15 protein-coding genes and 1 tRNA gene are annotated in these 18,687 nt (G+C 60.0%); all 16 read right to left on the bottom strand.

What is annotated here, in order from left to right; genetic code table 11:
* Positions 1-12: 12 nt before the first annotated feature.
* The 16 genes from THIX_RS16960 to dnaJ all read right to left on the bottom strand — a co-directional run bounded on the left by THIX_RS16960 (position 13) and on the right by dnaJ (position 18,647).
* A complete protein-coding gene (locus THIX_RS16960; RefSeq protein WP_112487121.1) occupies positions 13-597 on the bottom strand; it encodes a hypothetical protein in 585 nt (194 codons plus the stop codon).
* Complete coding sequence (locus THIX_RS16955; RefSeq protein WP_112487120.1) at positions 578-1,387, bottom strand: AAA family ATPase; 810 nt, start codon at positions 1,385-1,387, stop codon at positions 578-580. Before THIX_RS16955 ends, THIX_RS16960 begins: the two co-directional genes overlap by 20 nt.
* Positions 1,342-1,629 carry a hypothetical protein gene (locus THIX_RS23160; RefSeq protein WP_146748600.1) on the bottom strand — a complete coding sequence of 96 codons (288 nt, stop codon included), beginning with the start codon at positions 1,627-1,629 and terminating at the stop codon, positions 1,342-1,344. The genes THIX_RS16955 and THIX_RS23160 overlap by 46 nt, the downstream gene beginning before the upstream one ends.
* Positions 1,630-1,636: 7 nt before the next feature.
* On the bottom strand, positions 1,637-2,392 hold the full coding sequence (locus tag THIX_RS16950; protein ID WP_112487119.1) for a hypothetical protein: 756 nt from the start codon (positions 2,390-2,392) through the stop codon (positions 1,637-1,639).
* A gap of 464 nt (positions 2,393-2,856) precedes the next feature.
* The gene (locus tag THIX_RS23700; RefSeq protein ID WP_162497977.1) at positions 2,857-3,027 is read right to left on the bottom strand and encodes a hypothetical protein; all 171 of its coding nucleotides are present in this window, start codon (positions 3,025-3,027) and stop codon (positions 2,857-2,859) included.
* Positions 3,024-3,410 carry a hypothetical protein gene (locus THIX_RS16945; protein ID WP_146748599.1) on the bottom strand — a complete coding sequence of 129 codons (387 nt, stop codon included), beginning with the start codon at positions 3,408-3,410 and terminating at the stop codon, positions 3,024-3,026. The genes THIX_RS23700 and THIX_RS16945 overlap by 4 nt, the downstream gene beginning before the upstream one ends.
* A gap of 4 nt (positions 3,411-3,414) precedes the next feature.
* The gene (locus THIX_RS16940; RefSeq protein WP_158540932.1) at positions 3,415-3,939 is read right to left on the bottom strand and encodes a hypothetical protein; all 525 of its coding nucleotides are present in this window, start codon (positions 3,937-3,939) and stop codon (positions 3,415-3,417) included.
* A complete protein-coding gene (locus THIX_RS16935) occupies positions 3,918-4,673 on the bottom strand; it encodes a TIGR04255 family protein (RefSeq protein WP_112487116.1) in 756 nt (251 codons plus the stop codon). Before THIX_RS16935 ends, THIX_RS16940 begins: the two co-directional genes overlap by 22 nt.
* Positions 4,670-7,543 carry a site-specific DNA-methyltransferase gene (locus THIX_RS16930; protein WP_112487115.1) on the bottom strand — a complete coding sequence of 958 codons (2,874 nt, stop codon included), beginning with the start codon at positions 7,541-7,543 and terminating at the stop codon, positions 4,670-4,672. Before THIX_RS16930 ends, THIX_RS16935 begins: the two co-directional genes overlap by 4 nt.
* On the bottom strand, positions 7,533-8,636 hold the full coding sequence (locus THIX_RS16925; RefSeq protein WP_112487114.1) for a Fic family protein: 1,104 nt from the start codon (positions 8,634-8,636) through the stop codon (positions 7,533-7,535). The genes THIX_RS16930 and THIX_RS16925 overlap by 11 nt, the downstream gene beginning before the upstream one ends.
* 160 nt (positions 8,637-8,796) lie before the next feature.
* On the bottom strand, positions 8,797-11,856 hold the full coding sequence (locus THIX_RS16920) for a BPTD_3080 family restriction endonuclease (protein ID WP_112487113.1): 3,060 nt from the start codon (positions 11,854-11,856) through the stop codon (positions 8,797-8,799).
* A 53-nt stretch (positions 11,857-11,909) separates the two neighbouring features.
* Positions 11,910-12,248 (bottom strand): hypothetical protein, encoded by a 339-nt coding sequence (locus THIX_RS16915; RefSeq protein WP_112487112.1) that lies wholly within the window; start codon positions 12,246-12,248, stop codon positions 11,910-11,912.
* A gap of 161 nt (positions 12,249-12,409) precedes the next feature.
* Positions 12,410-12,485 (bottom strand) — tRNA-Thr (locus THIX_RS16910).
* An 81-nt stretch (positions 12,486-12,566) separates the two neighbouring features.
* Positions 12,567-13,580, bottom strand: coding sequence for a class 1 fructose-bisphosphatase (locus THIX_RS16905; RefSeq protein ID WP_112487111.1), 1,014 nt, complete (start codon positions 13,578-13,580; stop codon positions 12,567-12,569).
* 65 nt (positions 13,581-13,645) lie between these two features.
* A complete protein-coding gene (pepN, locus tag THIX_RS16900; protein ID WP_112488432.1) occupies positions 13,646-16,294 on the bottom strand; it encodes an aminopeptidase N in 2,649 nt (882 codons plus the stop codon).
* Positions 16,295-17,522: 1,228 nt separating this feature from the next.
* Positions 17,523-18,647, bottom strand: a complete 1,125-nt coding sequence (dnaJ, locus tag THIX_RS16895; RefSeq protein WP_112487110.1) for a molecular chaperone DnaJ — start codon at positions 18,645-18,647, stop codon at positions 17,523-17,525.
* Between the last annotated feature and the right edge of the window lie 40 nt (positions 18,648-18,687).

The raw sequence follows: 18,687 nt of genomic DNA, 5'->3' as shown, positions 1-18,687 counted from the left end.
GCATGCCCGAGCTCACGGATTCAGGAATAAGACTTCAGCCAACGGATACCAATACTGCAAATCATTTAGTAGCATGCCAGTCCAAGCGGCTGAAAAAACAATCTTCCAGTAACCAGCATGCAAACTTAGCCCACGGCCAAAATCATCAGAGCCTTTCAAATGACTGGTCTTGGATGATTGCGTTTTATTTTTGTCCGCCATGAGATATTCGCTCACGATGCCTCCTACAGCCCGAATGTCCATGCCAGAGCGCCGAACAAAAACCTCCACTTTTGCCTTGCGTAAATCCTCGATTTGCTGCTCAATCTGACCATATGTTATTTTGTTCCAACCCAGCGCGGCCCTCAGCTTTGAACTGTCAATCAGCAAATTGAGCTGACCAGATCCATCCACAATTTTCATTTCAGCAATATGCCCCATGTAATCAAGCAAATCAATGTGTTGCTGCCCAATTTTGCCGGTGACCTTGGAGTACCCCCAGGTGTTAGCACAGTGTCTCTCTAATTCGCGCGGTCGGCGCGTGGCCTCCGCGATTCCGAGCCTCGCCGTGTGAACCGGAGCGAAAACTAACCCACTTTTAGAAAGGGACGTCGCCATATTCCACTCCATTTACTGTTTTTTTGTTTTCAGAACGCGTGTTTTTCTTGTAACCAGTTTCTGGCGCGCTTTTGATAATCCCGGGCGGCCACTTTTGCACCAGCACTCCATCCTTTTCATGCTTTAGCCAAACCTTTTTATCAATGGATTTGTGACTGGCTTTGGCATTGACCAATACTTTCCACTCAGCTAACTGCTGTTCAGGAATATTGGCTGCCTTCACCTCCTTGTCGTTCAGTCCACGAATGACCCAGCCACCCCGAGTGGCCGCCGCCAGCGCGGTGCCACCGCGCCCGGCGTGATTATCATCGCGCTTGTTTAAGATCGCGTCCTGGCTGGCGTGCTGCGCCATTAAAAAGCCAAGCTTGTTCCTGATTGCGACCGCTGCCAATGCCCTGGCAAACACATCAAGCTCATTATTCTTGCCCTCATCTGCATCTGAGAACATGATTACTGGATCAATGCCAACTAGCTTGCAGCCCCGTGTCATTTTCTCAAGCACCTCCAAGCAGCCTGACTCCACAACCCCACCCCCAGATCTGACGACGAGAGGGAAACGCCGCCCTTCCAAAACTTCAATTTTCAAATCCATATCCAGCCATGGATAGCTTTGGCCAAACGGGGATTCCATCATGGCCTGCATGCGCCAGGCATAATCCTCAGCCTGGTCCTCCCCTAGAATTAACATGACCTTCTGGCGCTGTTTTGGCGTGGGGAAAATGTTGCCAAAACTGACCCCACTTGCTACGGTCGCGCCAGCAGCCAGCAGCCAGCAGCCAGCATAAGCCATGTTTTCCCCCCTCCATCGGCCCCTGCAAGTGCAACAACCTTGCCTGGCATAATCGGGCCAAGGATATATTCTCTTTCTGGCAACAGCGAGGCGGCCACGTCGGCGAATGAAAACTGTTTGGTGCCATTCATCAGGACACCAGGCTGGGTGCGCAGTCCAACGTGCATTTTTTGTTCCATGCTATTAACTCCGCTGCCTGAGTTATTGCCGTCGTCTTGAAATTCAGCGCGAATTTTCATCATTCGCCCCTCAAATCAAACTGCCCTGAACTGCACTATCAGGCCCGCGCTTTTGATATTTGCGCTTGCCCCTCCACATAACCTTTCTCAGCGTTTCATCATCGATTTCAGGGTAATCGTCAAGATTAAAAAGTTCCGGGTTTTTACGGAGCCATTCGGCCGTTTCAAGCGCCCGCTTAAAATGATTTTGGGCCGTTTTCATGCAGCATCCAAGGCGCGCTTGAATGGCCTCGGGCGTGTGCCTGCGCGCCCAATCTTCTTCATAATCTGAAAATTCTGCCGCGCGCCATGCGGCGATTTCGCCGACACAGTTTGAATTCAAATCGCCATCATTTAATTCCTCGCTCGATTCCTCGCCATCGCCATCGTCATCTCCTTCCTGGTTCAAATCGCCGTTCAAATCACCTGAAAGATTATCAACCAGGCATTCTCCACCCTCTTTATCCTCCTTGCTAATTGGAGTATCCAGGCTGTCTGCAAACCAATCTGCGCGCCGTTTTGTCTGTGTCGTGACAAAATATCGACCCCAGGCATTGAAAATATGCAGGTCTGATTGCCCCATACGGCGGGCACGTGAAATTACACGTGATTTGAATGAACAGTAAATCCAGAATTCATTCTGGATTTCGTCCGTTTCAAACTGGACTTTGAGTTTGAAAAGCTCGGCCCCGATGATTTTGAATTTCCGCGACATGAAATCAGCGGGCAGGTTAAGGCCGCCGCTGATGGCAGCGGCAAAGGGGGTTTGTTTGAATTGGCTATTCATGACATTTTCCAAGAGGAATTTGTCACCTGCCCATAATCCAGAACAAAGCTGGATATAATGTTTGCGTTGCGCAAACACTTCTAAAGCATAATCAGGGCTTGATTATGCTTTTGGCGTTTTCAGCCCCATTTTGCTGGTGGTGAGCAAAAATCCAGCAAAAAGAAAACGGCGGCCAGCCGCGGGCAAAAGTTTTTTGGGGGGGGGGGGGGGTGAGCCAGGCGCGAAACGCGCGGGGTCATCAGGTCAGTGCCGGTGCGCGCGAGGCGCATGGTCAAGTTCAAAGTGTGTTTTGAACGCCCAGCCGAGGGCCGGGGTCAAGCTTTTTTAATTGCCAGGGTGAGTCCCTGGCAGGGCTGATGTGTGCTGATCAAGTCAGGCTTACCACACCCATATATTACCCATATTTTTCTGTCGGGTGCAACCACTTTCTTTCTATTCTATATAGCCGTTGCTAACCTGCAACATCACCTGTGCGCGCCGACCGCAAACATTCTTTTTTGTGGAAGCTCATACCCGAATTGATGGGGTTCATCTGCAAGTCGAAGGCTGTTGTCTTGACAAGCTTCTGTTCCCCGCCAGTCAGGCGTCAGGCGCCCCAATCTGTCGGTGAAGGTGTCGGCGATGCGAAAGTTCATGCGCCGAACAACAGCGGCACACCCGCCGCAGATGCAAGTTGCAACGCCTTTTCTTTCTGCTGCGCCTTCTGGAACTGCGGATCAGAGTCGACCCATGGCCATCCCTTCACTAACGCATGCCGCTCGGGGGGCTCATCAGCGTTCACTTCAAGGCCAGCAAGGCGGGCATCCGACGCCTTAAAAATTGCAGCGCCATGCAAGGCGCGGCCGTTTGCCGCGGCAACCCCGAGAGTCTTCAGTCTTTCAAGTGGCTCCCCCCCGTGCCGTGAAACCGAGGTCGCACGGTCCTTGGTACTTGGCAAAAACGCGCTTGGCAAGACCTTCTGCTGCTTGTAATGACCGCTTTGCGTGAGGAACCGGGCGAGATCCTCGCCGTCGTCCACCGATTCAGGCAGCCCTGAGGGAAGCGGCGGCATCGCCAGCGATCTCCATTAGCTGCAACAACATGGGCCCAGGTAACTGTCCAGCCACAAGACGCACTACGCCGTGGCCACGCTCCGTGCCATTCAACCAAGCGTATGCCAAACGATCGGAATCCGACACGCTGATCGAAAACATGCGCGAGCGTGTCGGCATCCAGTCCAGCGAGATTGCGCCATCAGGGTCAATACCGATTTCCGGAAGCGGCAGCGCAGTGGGCAAGGCCCGCAAGGTGCTTCGGGCATTTTGTATTGCGCCCAGCGGCACTGCGGCCTGTTCGTCATCGACCTCCGACTCATTCACAGCCGCATACAGGGCAGACGTGGCCTCAGCAAGACGGCCAGACAGCATCTGCGAACCCTGTTGCGCATAGTCGATCATGCGCAACGACTCAATCACTTGAGTGGCCTCGTTGGACACAGCGCTGTAGTGGGTGACATCCGGCACGAAGGCGTAGCCGCCGGTAGACATCACTGGAATAAGTCCAAGCATGGTTGTTTCACAGTTCCAAAGAAGACGCGGTTCTTGAGATCCCTCAACGTGGCCAGGGCTCGTAACAATCCTTGCCAGTCCATCGGCTCCAACTCGACATTTGCTGTTGCCGCATTGTCAAAGATGATCGGCAGTTTGTCACCCTCCGGATTCTGCGCGGTCAGAACAACCGCAACTTGACTCCCGGTTGCACGCTCGACTGCGGAATACTGGCTCAAAAATCCCGTCAGCGTCATATTTTTATCATCAACGAGCATGTTGTGCATCTTGAAGTATTTATCAAGATCGACTGGCCCAACTTGAAATGGAATCTCGATGCGGTTGATGTAGCGAAGCCGCAGGCTACGCACGAGCACGGGTCGCGCAATCTCACGATACAAACTCCAGACCCTCTCGATTTCAGGAAGATAGGTTTCCAGACCTTCATAGGGTGCAAGTCGATTGAACGAAAACCCCGTCTTGCGCACCTGCACCAGTTGTTTTTGATCAGCCTGTTTGAACATAAATGCCTCAAGGCCCTGGTTCAGTGACGAGTTGACAGTGCCATCGGCTTCTGCTTTGACTTGAACATGTTGCATCAGCCGCGGCTGGGCCAATGGATAGAGATCGGCGAATTTCTCACGCGCGGCTTTTTTAAGCGCAGCGAGTTCCAACCCCGGCGGCAAATCGCAATCAAAGTCCACGACCGCTTCGACGATGGGCGGGCGGTTCAATATTGGGTAAGCACGACTCATGATGTTTTCCCTTCAACCTTGAACACCTTCATCACCTCATCCCCCAGGTGATTAATGACCTTCACCGCAATGCGCCCTGACTTCGGCTTGTCGAATGGCCTTGAGGTGTCGCTGTTGAGCGTGGCCCAGGCTTCGGGGTTGATTTCGGCTTTCAGGGTGGTTTTCAGCGATTTGTAAGGGTCGTTCTGGCCAAGGAAGTAGGCCTGGCGGACGAAGAAGCTTTCTTCGTTGTAATCGGTGTCGATGAACCAGCAGGCGATTTCGTCGGTGTTGCTGGATTCCACCGTGCCGGTGTTGGGTTTGAACACGTCCACACCGTTGACCTTCACGCGCACCTGCCCGTCCTCGGCGTCGAGGATGTCGATGTCCGGCTCGCCGAAGATCACGAACAGATTGCCCTTGCCGGTGTTTTTCAGATCGTCAGCCATGTGCAGGTCGGCGTTCATGCGGGCCTTGAGCACCGGGATGCGGCCGAGTTTGTCGAACTCGGCGGAATGGGCGTCGTAGTTGAAGGCGCAGGCGATGAGAACGTCGAAATCCGCGTCGCCGGCTTCGCGGGCGGCGGCCACCAGGTCGGGGCGGGAGACGGTGCCGAACTCCGGACCGATGAAAATGGCAGCGCGTTTTTCCGTGCCGGATTCGCCACCGCCCTCGAAGTAGCGGCCCTCTGCGCACACCAGTTCACCCGGCCAGGGGGTGAGCGCGGTGAAGTTGATCTTGTCGTCTTTGTGCGCCTGCTGCACGCCAGCGGCTTTGAGGTTTTCCAGAATGATCTGGACGAAGTTGCGCTCGTCGCCGTAGCCCGCCTTGGGCTCGGCTGCACCGTCAATCAGTTCGTCGTTTTCATCCACGCCCAGCACGCGGTGGGGTGAGAGGCTTTCCACTGTGAACGGCCCGGCCACGCGCACCTTGCGCTTGTCCTCATACGGCTTGTCATACAGAAACTCGAATTCGGCCTTGGCGGCAATCGAACCGTCGATTTCCTTCTGGCGGGCGATGCGGGCATCCCACCACCGCTCGTGGATCCTGCGAATCTCACTTGGAGCAAGATCAAAGACTGTCTTCTGGAAGGCGCCTTCTTTGCCGATGATGTCGGAAATGTCTCTGGGAATCTCCCAGTCCTGCCACTGCTTGCGCAAAGCACGGTTGAGTTGTTCGCGCAGAGGTTCCAGCTTTTTCTGCCACTTGTCCCAGATGACATCGATCTCGGCGTTGTTGGCGATGGATTTCAGGGTGATGTGCGGCACGCGCTCGTACACAAAACCGTGGCGGAGATTGCCTCGCGTGGTCTGGCTGGAAGGCGCAGTACGGGTCACTTCGGCGTCCTTAAGCTGGCCCTCTCGGCTATCGGCGAGCAGATAGTAGGGGTAGCGGGCGCCCATGATGCGCGCGCGGGCCAAGGCCAGTGCGACACGTGAGGTGTCAAGCGTGATCCAGCGCCGCCCCCATTGTTCGGCAACGTAGGCGGTGGTGCCAGAGCCGCAGGTGGGATCGAGCACGAGGTCACCGGGGTCAGTGACCATCAATAGGCATCGCTCAATGACCTTCTGGCCCGTCTGAACAATATAGGTTTTATCTTCGGAGAAACCTGTCATCTTCACGTCGTTCCAGTAATTGGCAATTGGAACGACTGGAAAGTCAGACAAGAAACGTCGGTACATCAACGATTTCCCAATCGGTCTAAGGCGCCCAGCTTTGGCCAACTGTGTCAGACCCCGAGCATCGGTTTTGAATGTCCCCTTTCCTGGAGTGAACGTTGATCCGTTGTATGCGAACGAGGTAACGTCAGTACCCTGCGCAGGGCGCTGACTCGTCAAGTTATCGCAGGCAAATATACGGTTGCGATCTATCTCACTAGCGTCAGACTCTATTTCGCTAGCACCCAAACGGCGGTCAAACCCTCCCCCCTCGTCAAACCAAGTGTACTGAGTCGTTCCGGCCTCACCTAAGACCTTAAGGCGATAGCTAGGTCTAAATTTAAGGGTGTCACGTCTTTTCGCAAACCATAGGATGTGGTCACTAATCGACGCCAATCCGTCAGTAGAGGTGCTACTTGTTTTTTCAAATATGATTTGGGATACAAAATTCTCATCGCCAAACACCTCATCCATCACTGTCCGAACCCGATGCACGTTTTCGTCGCCGATCTGCACAAAGATCGACCCTGATTCGGTGAGCAGATCGCGCGCCACCGTCAGCCGATCTCGCAGGTAGGTGAGGTAGGAGTGGATGCCGTCGCGCCAGGTGTCGCGAAAGGCTTTGACCTGCTCGGGCTCGCGCGTGATATGCCCGGAGCTGCCGTCCTTCACGTCGCGGCTGGTGGTGCTCCACTGGAAGTTGCTGTTGAATTTGATACCGTAAGGCGGATCGAAATAGATGCACTGCACTTGGCCGCGCAGGCCTTCGCGCTCGGCGAGGCTGGCCATCACCTGCAGGCTGTCGCTGAGGATCATGCGGTTGGCCCAGTGGGCGTCATGCTGATAGAACTCGGTTTTCGCGTTGTCGTCAGGCAGGCCGTTGAAGTCGGCGAACAGGTCGGTAGTAAAGCCGGCCTGGGTGGCCGCCTTGCCGGCCTCGGCGCGCTCGGATTGACGCTTGAGGTCGTCGATCAGCACCTTGGGGTGCACTTTTTCCTGGATGTAGAGCGGCGAAGCGTGGACGACAAGGTCGCTCCAGTCCTGCTCGTCTTTGCCGCGCCAGACCAGTTGCGGGTCGAGGTCGCGGTTGCGGCGCGCGTAGGCCACGCGCACGGGCGACTGCTCGTCTTTTTGCATCACCGACTGATATTCGGCGGTCGGGATGTTCTTGCGCGTGGCCTCAAGGTGCGTGAGGGTTTCGACGCCAAGCGGAGCTTTGGGTTTATTGGCCATGATGATGGAGTTCGTCAGCCTGCATGGCGTCGCCAGTGAGGATTTGGTAGAGCCGGGTGTTGATGTAGAAGTTGGAGCGGCCGATTTTCTGCTTGTGCAGAAAACCGCCGTCCACCAGCGTATCGAGGTATTTGCTGGCGGTGAGGCGCGACACCTTGAGGTCGTGCTGAATGAACTCGATCTTGGTGTAGGGGTGGGTGAACAGGTTGTTGATCAAGTCCTGGCTGTAGAACTTGTATTGGGCGCGGATGCTGTGCTTCACCTCGAGCAGCAGGTCTTTGATGGCTTGCACGGTGACCAGGCCTTCGCGCGCGGTTTGTTCCACGGCGGTGAGCATGTACAGCACCCAGTCTTCCCAGGCGTCGGCGTCACGCACGGCTTGCAGCAGGCGGTAGTAGTCGGACTTGGTGCGCACGATGTGGCGGCTGAGGTAGAGCACGGGGGTGTCGAGCAGGCCTTGCTGGACCAGGTAGAGCACGTTGACAATGCGCCCGGTGCGGCCGTTGCCGTCGTAGAAGGGGTGGATGCTCTCGAACTGGTGATGGATGAGCGCCATCTTGATCAGCGGATCGGCGTCGAACAGGGCGTCGTCGTTGATGAAGCGTTCGAGGTCGCGCATCAGGGCGACGATGACGTCTGGCTCTTGCGGTGGGGTGTAGACGGTCTGCCCGGTGCTGCTCTTGAGGGCGGTGCCGAGCAGTTTGCGATAGCCGGCGGCGTTTTGCTCCAGCTCGGCCTGCATCTGCAGAATGTGGTTGTTGGTCAGCAGCCCGGTGGCTTTGACCGCCTCGAAGCCGATGCGCAGCGCTTGCCGGTACTGCGCCACTTCCTTGGCCGCGGGGGTGTTGGCCGCGTCGGGGTAGGCCGCCTGGCGGAACAGCTCGTCATGGGTGGTGACGATGTTCTCGATGGCGGAACTGTCTTTGGCTTCCTGCAGGCCCAAGGTGTTGATCAGGATGCCCTGATGCGGAATGGAAGCCGCCATGCCCTTGAGTTCTGCCAGCGCACGGCTGGCCGCCGCCAGTTTTTTGAGGATGGCGGGCGTCTCGAACCGACTGGGTTGCAGGGCTTCTAGCGGCGTGATGGTGGTCATGCGCGTTCCTGGCAGGGCGAAAGCTGCATAGAGAACTTTGGTTCTCGATGCATGTCAGTCCGAACGTGTATAGAAAAACCAGATTTTCCATGCATATACCTCCCCGTGTGCTCACGACGCGGGGAAAAACGATGCCAATCGTGGCATGGATGGGACACGCTCATGCGGTGTAGGCCTGGAGCATGGCGTCGAAGGCTTGCTCGACCTGCTGCGCAAAGTCGGCCTGCATCTGGAACACGTCGGTGAACTCGGAAAAGGCCCAGCGCCCGTAAGTGCCGAGGTTGTTGACGCCGGGCACCCAGTAGGTGTCCATGGTGGATTTTTTCTCTTTGGCATCTTCGCGCCGGTAGCCCTTGATCTCGACGACCAGGTGCAGGGGGTTGTCATCTCCATGACCATCATCCACCAACACAATGAAGTCGGGTCGGTACTGGCGCACTTCGGAGCCATAGCGGTAGGGCACGTCAAAGCCGAGGTTGTGGTTCTTGACGTAAGCCCTGACACGGGGATGCGCCTCGGCCACGCGGCAGAACTCCGCCTCCCAATCGCTGTCCAGGATGACCCAGTTGAGCTGGCATTTCGGCGGCGGCCCGCTGGTGTCCCAGCGCTCGGTCTTGGATGTGTTGAAGTTGACATGCGCGGTGCTGCCCGTGGGGTTGTAGGGGTCGAGCACGGCATGGATGGGGCGGCTGCCGATCAGGGCGCGGGTGATACCTGCGGTGATGCGCTCACACGCGATGTCGGCCAGCATCTTGTACTTGAGCTGCGCCGGGTAGGTGCCGCCCTTGCAGACCAGATAGCCGTCGAGCCACTGCCGGGCAATGCGCTTGAGCTGACCGAACAGGTGCAACTGCGGCTCGCCATTGGCATCGCGCCATTTGCTGAGCAGCAGATGCGAGGTGAGTTCGTACACCACCTGGGAGGGGCGCACATCGCCGGTGTGCACCAGGTTCAAGTCGACGGTGGCGCCGATGATGCCGGAATTGCGGGTTTCAGTGGCGCCCACCAGGTCGGGCGTCAGTTCGAGAACAGAGTCGGCATTGAATTCAGCAGTCAGCCGCTCTTCGGGCAACTCGGCACGGTAGCCCTGCACACGCGGAAATTCGATCTCCAGCGCTTCGCGATCCGGGCGCACGGCTTTGACTTGCACTGTCTCGCGCGGTTTTTGCGGCGGGGCAATCACAGGCTTGGCGGTGAAGTCGAAGGGAATGCCGAGGACGTCGGCATACTCGACGTTGAACAGGCCTTCTTCGTTGAGTTCGTAGGACTGTCTGCGCAGCGCACGACCGATAACCTGCTCGCACAGCAACTGGGTTCCAAAGGCGCGCACACCGAGCACATGGGTGACGGTGTTGGCGTCCCAGCCCTCGGTGAGCATAGACACGGACACGACGCAACGGATGGAATCGCCCAGCCGCCCGGCTTTGCCGACGGTGTTCATCACTTCGCGCAGCAAGTTCTGGTCGGTGATGATCTGACCGGCCTGGACGTCTCCGGTGCGCTCGACGATTTCGCGGCGGAAGCGCTCGATCTCATCGCTGGCCATGGTGCGGAAGTTGTCGTCCAAGGCATCGCCGGATTCCAGTTGCTCGCTGTCGATCAGCAGTGTTTTCGGGCGGCCAAGCGGGTTGCCGTGTTCATCAAAATTTCGGAACAGCGGCAGGCGCCCTTCCACCAGTGTGCTGGTTCCATCCTGGCGCCGCTGCTGAAAACCGGAGATGTAGTCATAGACCAGCTTCGATGCCGATGTGTTGTTACAGACGATGATGAAGCAAGGCGGCACGGAAATTTTTTCCTTGGCCCAAAGCTCGAAGGTTTTTTCGTAGTGGCCGTACAGCGCTTGCAGCGCCGTCTGCAGTTGCGTGGGCAGGTCGAGCGGATTCAGACCCTCGGCCTTGCCGCGGCCCTTTTTCGGCATCTTGGTGCGGATGTGCTCCCACAGATTGCGGAACATGGGCATCTCGGCGCCGGGGATGTTGTCGGCCACCGGCACGCGCGGCAGCTTGACGATGCCGCACTCGATGGCGTCCATCAGCGAGAAGTCGCTCATCGTCCACGGAAACAGGGTGCCTTCGGCATAGCCGGAGCCCCGCAGAAAAAAGGGGGTGGCAGAGAGGTCGAAAACCCGTGCAACGCCGAGCTGACGGTTGACGGATTCAAGGCCGGAGATCCACACGCGCGCGGCCTCGTTGTTTTGTTCGGCCTCTTTCCTGTCGTCACCTTTCAGGCCATCGTCGTCTGTCGCAGCATCCGGTTTTTCCCGGTAGCAATGGTGGGCTTCGTCGTTGATGACGAGGATGTTGCCCATGCCCATCAGGTCGGGCATGACGCGCTGAAGCATCTGACCTTCGGTTTCCAAGGTGTTGAGTTCGTCACCCCCTCGGCCTTGCAGCAGCAGACGACCGCCCTTGGACAACTCCATACGCTCTCGCAATTTGAAGCTGTGGTAGTTGGTGATGACGATTTTGGCACGCTCCATGTCACCCAGCATGTCGCCAGGAACCAGCTCGCGGCTCTTGAAGTAGCTGTCGGGATCGTTTGGCTGGAGCACACGCAACCGGTCGCGAATGGTCAGACCCGGCGTCACGACCAGGAAGCCGCGGGTGAACTTCTTGCTGGTCGGCCGGCGCACCGCATTGATCGTCTGCCAAGCGATGAGCATGGCCATGACGGTGGTCTTTCCCGCCCCGGTCGCCAGCTTGAGGGCCAGCCTCATTAGCTCCGGGTTGGCGTCGTGATTGGCGCGTGCCAAGTGATCAATGAAGGTCTGGCCGGTCTTACCAATCTGCGGTGCCACCTCGGTCAGCCAGATGGCTGTTTCCACGGCCTCCACTTGGCAGAAGAACGGACGCACGCTGCTGAAATTGTGATGGCGCCAGTGTTGGAGAAGGCGTGCGGTTTCAGGCGTGACACGCCAATCATTCGGGTTAGGTAGGGCACGCCACTTGTCCACTTCCTGCCGCACCGCGTTAATGACAGCAGTGTGGTCGTACTGCTGCTCTTGGGTCGAAAGGCCTTTGCCTTCGTCGAATAGCAAGGATTCTTGCTTGACAGCGCCGTTTTGCTTCTTGGGCTTGGGGATCGGTGTGATGAACTCGGCGCGCCTGCGCGACTCGACGATTTTCTGAGTTGGTTGCCCTGATGAATCGAGTTCCCAATGGCGAATTGGATAGGCGTAGGGGAAATTGAGAATCGGCTTCTCGAAAAACAGATCGCTCATCTTGTCTTGCCCATCGGCCAGGGGCGCCGTTTCTTGAATTTGTTGTGTAGTCCTCAGTCCCTTATGCTATCTGGTCTCCTGGACGTCGCGCGCGCCGCTGTAAGGAGAAAGCGAGGTGCTACATCGATGCCGGGATTTGCTTGATGTAGCCGAGTGGCCGACTCGGCGCGGATGCCGTAGCACTTATAGAACCGCAGCCAGAACGTCTTCGCATCGGCGGCCTCGCTATGGGCGTCTTGCCACTCCTTGGCGAAGGCGGACAAGCGGCTGCGGATTTCGATGCGGGAGAGGCTGGGCATGAGGCTGTCGGTGACGGCTGGTCGTACCTCGATTGTCGCCTGCCAACGCAAACAGCGGCCCTGCAACGCATGCCAATCCACATTGGCAAACATTCTTTTTTATTGTTTTGAGTGCCTGCGCAAGGTGGTTTGCGCTGCGCGGATGCTGCATCAGTGCTGCAATCCTGCTGCAATTTTTGCAGCAATCGGGGATAATCGCTGCATATCAGTGACAACGAATGATTCTGTAAGTCACTGATTTAGCTTGGAAATTCTGGTGCCGGTGAAAGGAATCGAACCCTCGACCTTCTCATTACGAATGAGCTGCTCTACCAACTGAGCTACACCGGCGGCAAAACGCGAAATCTTAACCGATCCAGCGCGCGAAACGGACGATCTGACCCAGCCGGGTTCGCGTCTGGTCGTCGGCATTTACTGTGCTTCTTGGTGATACTTCTGCAGCAGGGCAACCTCTTCGCTGCTGCCCAGCATGACCGCGGCGCGTTGGTGCAGGCTGGTCGGCTGGATGTCGAGGATGCGCTCAGTGCCGGCCATGGCCATGCCGCCGGCTTGTTCCACCAGCAGGGCCATGGGGTTGGCTTCGTACAGCAGGCGCAGCTTGCCGGCGCGGTCGGGTTCGCGCCGGTCCCAGGGGTAGAGAAAGACGCCGCCACGGGCGAGCACGCGGTGCACGTCGGCCACCATGCTGCCGACCCAGCGCATATTGAAGTCCTTGCCGCGCGGGCCGTCCTTGCCTTGCAGGCATTCGTCGATGTAGCGCTGCACGGGCGGTGCCCAGTGGCGCAGGTTCGACATATTGATGGAGAACTCGCGGGTGGACTCGGGGATGCGCAGGCCTTCCTGCGTCAGCACGAAACTGCCCTGGCTGCTGTCGAGGGTGAACACCGTCACGCCGTGGCCGAGCGTGAGCACCAGCGTGGTTTGCGGGCCGTAGGTGCAGTAGCCGGCGGCCACTTGCTGGCGCCCGGGCTGCAGGAAATGCTCGGGCCCGACTTCGCTGACGCCATCGGCCAGGTGCAGCACCGAGAAGATGGTGCCGATGGTGACGTTGACCTCGATATTGCTGGAGCCGTCGAGCGGGTCGAACATCAGCAGGTATTCGCCGCGCGGGTAGCGGTGGGGAATGACGTGGATGCGCTCCAATTCCTCCGAGGCCATGGCGGCCAGGTGGCCGCCCCATTCGTTGGCTTCCAGCAGCACGTCGTTGGCGATGACGTCGAGCTTTTTCTGCACCTCGCCCTGGATGTTCTCGCTGCCGGCGCTGCCCATGATGCCGGCGCTGGCCCCCTTGTTCACGGCGTGGCTGATGCGCTTGCAGGCGCGTGCCACCTGCTCGATGAGCAGGCGCAGCGAGCCGGGAATATGGCCGTGGGTGCGTTCTTGCTCGATGAGCCAGCGCGACAGGCTGATGGTGGTGTCGGACATCGGGGTTTCCTGAGTATTGGGGTGATGTGCAGCTGGGGTGATGTGGAACTGACCAGTGCGGCTGTTCAGGCCAGGGCCTTGCCCAGGATCTCGCGGGTGTCGGCCGATAGTCCTGGATGGGCCGCCAGGTCGCGCATGATGGGCTCGACCACTTGGGCGTACGACGGCGTGAGTTTGCGCCAGCGGTCCAGCGCGCGGGCGAGACGGGCGGCGACTTGCGGGTTGATGGCGTCGAGCGTGCGCACCTGCTCGGCCCAGAAGCCATAGCCAGCGCCGTCGGTGCGGTGGAAGGCGCCGGGGTTGCCCTGGCAGAACGTGGAAATGACGCTGCGCGCGCGATTGGGGTTGCGAATGCTGAAGTCGGGGCGCTGCATCAGGGTGCGGATGGCGCTGACCTCGACCCCCGGCGCGGTGGCCTGCAGCGCGAACCATTTGTCCATCACCAGCGGCTCGTGCGCGAACTGCGCGGCAAAGCGTTCCAGCGCAGCCTGGGCCAACTCGGCGCGGCAGCCCACCAGGGCAGCGAGGGCGTCGAAGCGGTCGGTCATATTGTCCGCATCCTTCACCAACTGGTAGGCGCGCCCTTGCCACACCGCGTCGCCCGTGAGGCTGAGGTAGGACAGGGCGAGGTTGCGCAAACCGCGCCGGCCGGCGCCGGCGAAGTCGGGGGTGTAGCCGCCCGTAGGCGCAAGGGCATGCCAAGTCTGCTCCCAGTCGGCTTGCAGTTGCTGCGCCAGGGCCAGGCGCATGGTCTGACGGGTTTGATGGATGCGGGCGGGATCGATCTGGCCGAGTTGCTCGGCGATATAGCCTTCGCTGGGCAGCGTGAGCACGAGATCCTTGAACGCGGGATCGAGCCCGGTGTCGTGCAACACGCCACGCAGGGCGTCGAGGTAGGTGGCGTCAAGCTTGAGGCCACCGTCCTGCACGGCGGGCAGCAGGCGGGCCAGGGCCAGGCGCTGCGCCGCTTCCCAGCGGTTGAAGGGGTCGGTGTCGTGGGCCAGCAGCACCAGACGGTCAGCGTCGCTCAGGCCGTCGTCCAGCAGCACCGGAGCGGAGAAGCCGCGCAGCAGCGAAGGGATGGGTTCGGCATCCACCTCGTGCAGCACGAAGCTCTGCTGCGGCTGGGTGAGCACGAGCAGGGCATCGGTGCCGCGCGCGCCGGCTTCCACGCTGAAGCTCAGCGCCTCGCCACTGCGGGCCAAGAGGCCCAGGCGCAAGGGAATGATTTGCGCCTGCTTCTCAGGCTGGCCGGGTGTGGCGGGGCAGGCCTGCGTCAAGCTGAGGGTGTAGCTGCGGGCGGCGGCGTCATACTGGCCGGCGGCGCGCAGGCGCGGCGTGCCAGCCTGGGCGTACCACAGGCTGAACTGGGCACGGTGCGTCTCGAGCGCCGAGCCGGGGTTGGCGTCGGCCATGGCGGCGAGGAAGTCGTCGCAGGTCACGGCCTGGCCGTCGTGGCGGGCGAAGTAGAGCTTCATGCCGGCAGCGAAGCCGGCGCGGCCGACGAGCGTTTGCATCATGCGCACGACTTCGGCCCCTTTTTCGTAGACCGTGGGGGTGTAGAAGTTGTCGATGGCGACATAGCTGTCGGGCCGCACCGGGTGGGCCATGGGGCCGGCGTCCTCGGGGAACTGCACCGCGCGCAGGCCACGCACGTCTTCGATGCGCTTGACCGCGCGTGCCGATTCGCCGCCGCTTTGCGCCGCCAGATCCTGGCTGAATTCCTGATCGCGGAACACGGTGAGGCCTTCCTTCAGGCTGAGCTGAAACCAGTCGCGGCAGGTGATGCGGTTGCCGGTCCAGTTGTGGAAATACTCGTGGCCGATCACCGACTCGATGTTCATGTAATCGGCATCGGTGGCGGTGGCGGGGTTGGCCAGCACGTACTTGGTGTTGAAGACGTTGAGGCCCTTGTTCTCCATCGCGCCCATATTGAAGTCGCTCACGGCGACGATCATGAAGCGGTCGAGGTCCAGGCTCAGGCCGAAGCGCTGCTCGTCCCAGGCCACCGAATGCACCAGGGACTGCATGGCGTGCTCGGTCTTGTCCAGGTCGCCCTCGCGCACATACACCTGCAGCAGATGCTCGCGGCCATCGGCAGCCCGGATGCGCTGCTCGCGGCACACCAAGCGCCCGGCCACCAGCGCGAACAGATAGCTGGGCTTGGGGAAGGGGTCTTCCCACACCGCTTCCATGCGGCCATCGTCGAGCGGGCGCTGGCTTTTGAGGTTGCCATTGGACAGCAGCACCGGGTACTTGGCCTTGTCGGCGCGCAGCACCACGGTGAAACGGCTCATCACGTCCGGACGGTCGGGCCAGTAGGTGATGCGGCGAAAGCCCTCGGCCTCGCATTGGGTGAAGAAGGCATCGCCCGACAGGTACAGGCCCGACAAGCGCGTATTGGCGCGCGGGGAGCAGGCGGTGACGATGTCGAGCTGAAAGGCGTCTGGCAGCTTGTCCAGCCGGATGCCGCCGTCGGTTGCGGCGTAGACCCAGGCCTTGCCGTCCACGGTGAGCGATTGCAGCGTCAGGTCCTCGCCGTCGAGCAGCAGCGGCGCGTCGGCCGAGGCGTCGGCCAGGCGGCGCAGCTGCATGCGGTTTTTCACCCGGGTGCGATCGGGGTCGAGGTCGAATTCCAGCGTGACCTGGTCGATGGCATAGGCCGGTTTGGCGTACTGCAGGCGGGAGATCACGGGAGCTTGGTCGGTGCGCATGGCGGTCATCCGGTTGATGCTTTGGGACGCTGGGGCGAGGGCGGCTGAAAACGGCGCGACGGGCTCACAGCCCTTGTTTCAGGCTGGCGGAGATGAAGTCGTCGAGGTCGCCGTCGAGCACCTTCTGGGTGTTGGAGATTTCCACCCCGGTGCGCAGGTCCTTGATGCGGCTCTGGTCTAGCACATAGCTGCGAATCTGGTGGCCCCAGCCGACGTCGCTCTTGCTGTCTTCCAGCTTTTGCTGTTCGGCCTGGCGCTTGCGCAGCTCGTGCTCGAACAGGCGCGAGCGCAGCATGGCCCAGGCCTCGGCACGGTTCTTGTGCTGCGAGCGGTCGTTCTGGCATTGCACGACGATGCCGGTGGGCACATGGGTGATGCGCACCGCCGAATCGGTCTTGTTGATGTGCTGGCCGCCGGCGCCGCTGGCGCGGAAGGTGTCGATGCGGACATCGGCCGGGTTGATGTCGATCTCGATCGAGTCATCCACCTCGGGGTAGATGAACACGCTGGCGAAGCTGGTGTGGCGCCCGCCGGAGGAGTCGAACGGGCTTTTGCGCACCAGCCGGTGCACGCCGGTTTCGGTCCGCAACTTGCCGTAGGCGTAATCGCCTTCCACCTTGATGGAGGCGCTCTTCACCCCGGCAACGTCGCCGGCGGATTCTTCCAGCACCTCGACCCTGAAGCCCTGGCGCTCGCTGTAGCGCAGGTATTGGCGCAGCAGCATGGAAGCCCAGTCGCAGGCTTCGGTGCCGCCGGCGCCGGCCTGAATGTCGATGAAGCAGTTGCCGGGGTCCATCGGGTTGGAGAACATGCGGCGGAATTCCATGTCTTCCACGCGCTTGGCGGTGGCTTGCACATCGGCTTCGATCGACAGCAGGGTTGCGTCGTCGCCCTCGTCGCGCGACAGCTCGAACAGCTCCTGCTCGTCCGCCAGTTCACGCTCGATGCGCTCGATCTCCAGCACCACGGCTTCCAGCCCGCGGTTTTCCTTGCCCAGCTCCTGCGCGCGCTTGGGGTCGTCCCAGACCTTGGGGTCTTCCAGCGCGGCGCTGACCTCCCTCAGACGGGCCGACTTGGCGTCGTAGTCAAAGATACCCCCGGAGCGAGCGCGTGCGCGCGGACAGGTCGCGCAGTTGGGCGGAGAGGGCGTTGAGTTGTTCGGCTTCCATGATGGCTTGTTGGACGTTGGATGGGAAGGCGCGAATTGTCGCACCGGGGCGGCACGAACTTATTTGAAAAAGTCCCGGACCTTGTCGCCCCAGGTCTTGCCCCCGGGAGAGTGGCGGTCGCCGCCGCGCTTGAACGACTCGTCGAGCTGCTCCAGCATGCGGCGCTGTTCCTCGCTCAGTTTCACTGGTGTTTCCACCTGAATATGGCAGTACAGGTCGCCGGGGTGGCCGGCGTGGATGCCCTTGATTCCCTTGCCGCGCAGGCGCAGGGTCTTGCCCGACTGCGTGCCCTCGGGCAGGTCGATCTCGGCCGGGCCGGAGAGGGTGGGTACCTCGATGCGCGAACCCAGCGCGGCAGCGGTCATGCTGACCGGAATCTTGCAGTGCAGATCGTCACCGTCGCGCTCGAAAATGCTGTGCGGCTTGATCTGGATTTCAACGTAGAGGTCGCCCGAAGGCCCGCCGTTCACACCCGGTTCGCCGTTGCCGCTGGAGCGGATGCGCATGCCGGTGTCGATGCCGGCGGGAATTTGCACCTCCAGGGTTTTCTGCCGCTGGACGCGCCCCAGGCCGTGGCAGGTGGTGCAGGGCTCGGGGATGATCTTGCCGGTGCCGCCGCAGGTCGAGCAGGTGTGCTGCATGGCGAATGGGCCCATGCGCTGCGTGGTGGCGCCACTGCCCTTGCAGGTCGGGCAGGCCTTGGGCTTGGTGCCGGGCTTGGCGCCGCTGCCGCCGCAGGTGTCGCAGTTATCCCACGATGGGATGCGCAACGATTTGTTCACCCCGAGCGCGGCTTCTTCCAGTGACAGGCTGAGCGAGTAGCTGAGGTCCGAGCCGCGATACACCTGCTGCCCGCTACTGCGTTGCCGGCTGCCGGCGCCGCCGAAAATCTCCTCGAAAATGCTGCCGAAGTCGCCAAAACCGCCAGCCGCGCCACCGCCCATGCCACCGGCGGAAGGGTCCACCCCGGCATGGCCAAAGCGGTCGTAAGTGGCGCGCTTTTGCGGGTCGGTCAGGGTTTCGTAGGCCTGCTTGGCCTCCTTGAAATGCTCTTCGGCGGCCTTGTCACCCTCGTTGCGGTCCGGGTGGAATTTCATGGCCAGCTTGCGGTAGGCCTTCTTCAGGGCGTCTTCGTCCGCGTCGCGGGGGACGCCCAGAATTTCGTAAAAATCGCGTTTGGCCATGCTTGAAACGATCCCGTATGAAAAACGCAAAAGGGGAGGG

The organism is Thiomonas sp. X19 (assembly GCF_900089495.1).
Lineage (GTDB): Bacteria > Pseudomonadota > Gammaproteobacteria > Burkholderiales > Burkholderiaceae_C > Thiomonas_A.
Note: the sequence above shows the minus strand (reverse complement) of the source record. Positions and strands in the feature narration are given on the sequence as shown.

Coding starts and splice junctions, on each gene's coding strand:
- THIX_RS16955 (WP_112487120.1), bottom strand. CDS start 1,387: ATGGCTTATGCTGGCTGCTGGCTGCTGGCTGCTGGCGCGACCGTAGCA.
- THIX_RS16925 (WP_112487114.1), bottom strand. CDS start 8,636: ATGACCACCATCACGCCGCTAGAAGCCCTGCAACCCAGTCGGTTCGAG.
- THIX_RS16930 (WP_112487115.1), bottom strand. CDS start 7,543: ATGGCCAATAAACCCAAAGCTCCGCTTGGCGTCGAAACCCTCACGCAC.
- pepN (WP_112488432.1), bottom strand. CDS start 16,294: ATGCGCACCGACCAAGCTCCCGTGATCTCCCGCCTGCAGTACGCCAAA.
- THIX_RS16960 (WP_112487121.1), bottom strand. CDS start 597: ATGGCGACGTCCCTTTCTAAAAGTGGGTTAGTTTTCGCTCCGGTTCAC.
- THIX_RS23160 (WP_146748600.1), bottom strand. CDS start 1,629: ATGATGAAAATTCGCGCTGAATTTCAAGACGACGGCAATAACTCAGGC.
- dnaJ (WP_112487110.1), bottom strand. CDS start 18,647: ATGGCCAAACGCGATTTTTACGAAATTCTGGGCGTCCCCCGCGACGCG.
- THIX_RS16940 (WP_158540932.1), bottom strand. CDS start 3,939: ATGCTTGGACTTATTCCAGTGATGTCTACCGGCGGCTACGCCTTCGTG.
- THIX_RS16915 (WP_112487112.1), bottom strand. CDS start 12,248: ATGTTTGCCAATGTGGATTGGCATGCGTTGCAGGGCCGCTGTTTGCGT.
- THIX_RS16905 (WP_112487111.1), bottom strand. CDS start 13,580: ATGTCCGACACCACCATCAGCCTGTCGCGCTGGCTCATCGAGCAAGAA.
- THIX_RS16920 (WP_112487113.1), bottom strand. CDS start 11,856: ATGAGCGATCTGTTTTTCGAGAAGCCGATTCTCAATTTCCCCTACGCC.
- THIX_RS23700 (WP_162497977.1), bottom strand. CDS start 3,027: ATGAACTTTCGCATCGCCGACACCTTCACCGACAGATTGGGGCGCCTG.
- THIX_RS16950 (WP_112487119.1), bottom strand. CDS start 2,392: ATGAATAGCCAATTCAAACAAACCCCCTTTGCCGCTGCCATCAGCGGC.
- THIX_RS16935 (WP_112487116.1), bottom strand. CDS start 4,673: ATGAGTCGTGCTTACCCAATATTGAACCGCCCGCCCATCGTCGAAGCG.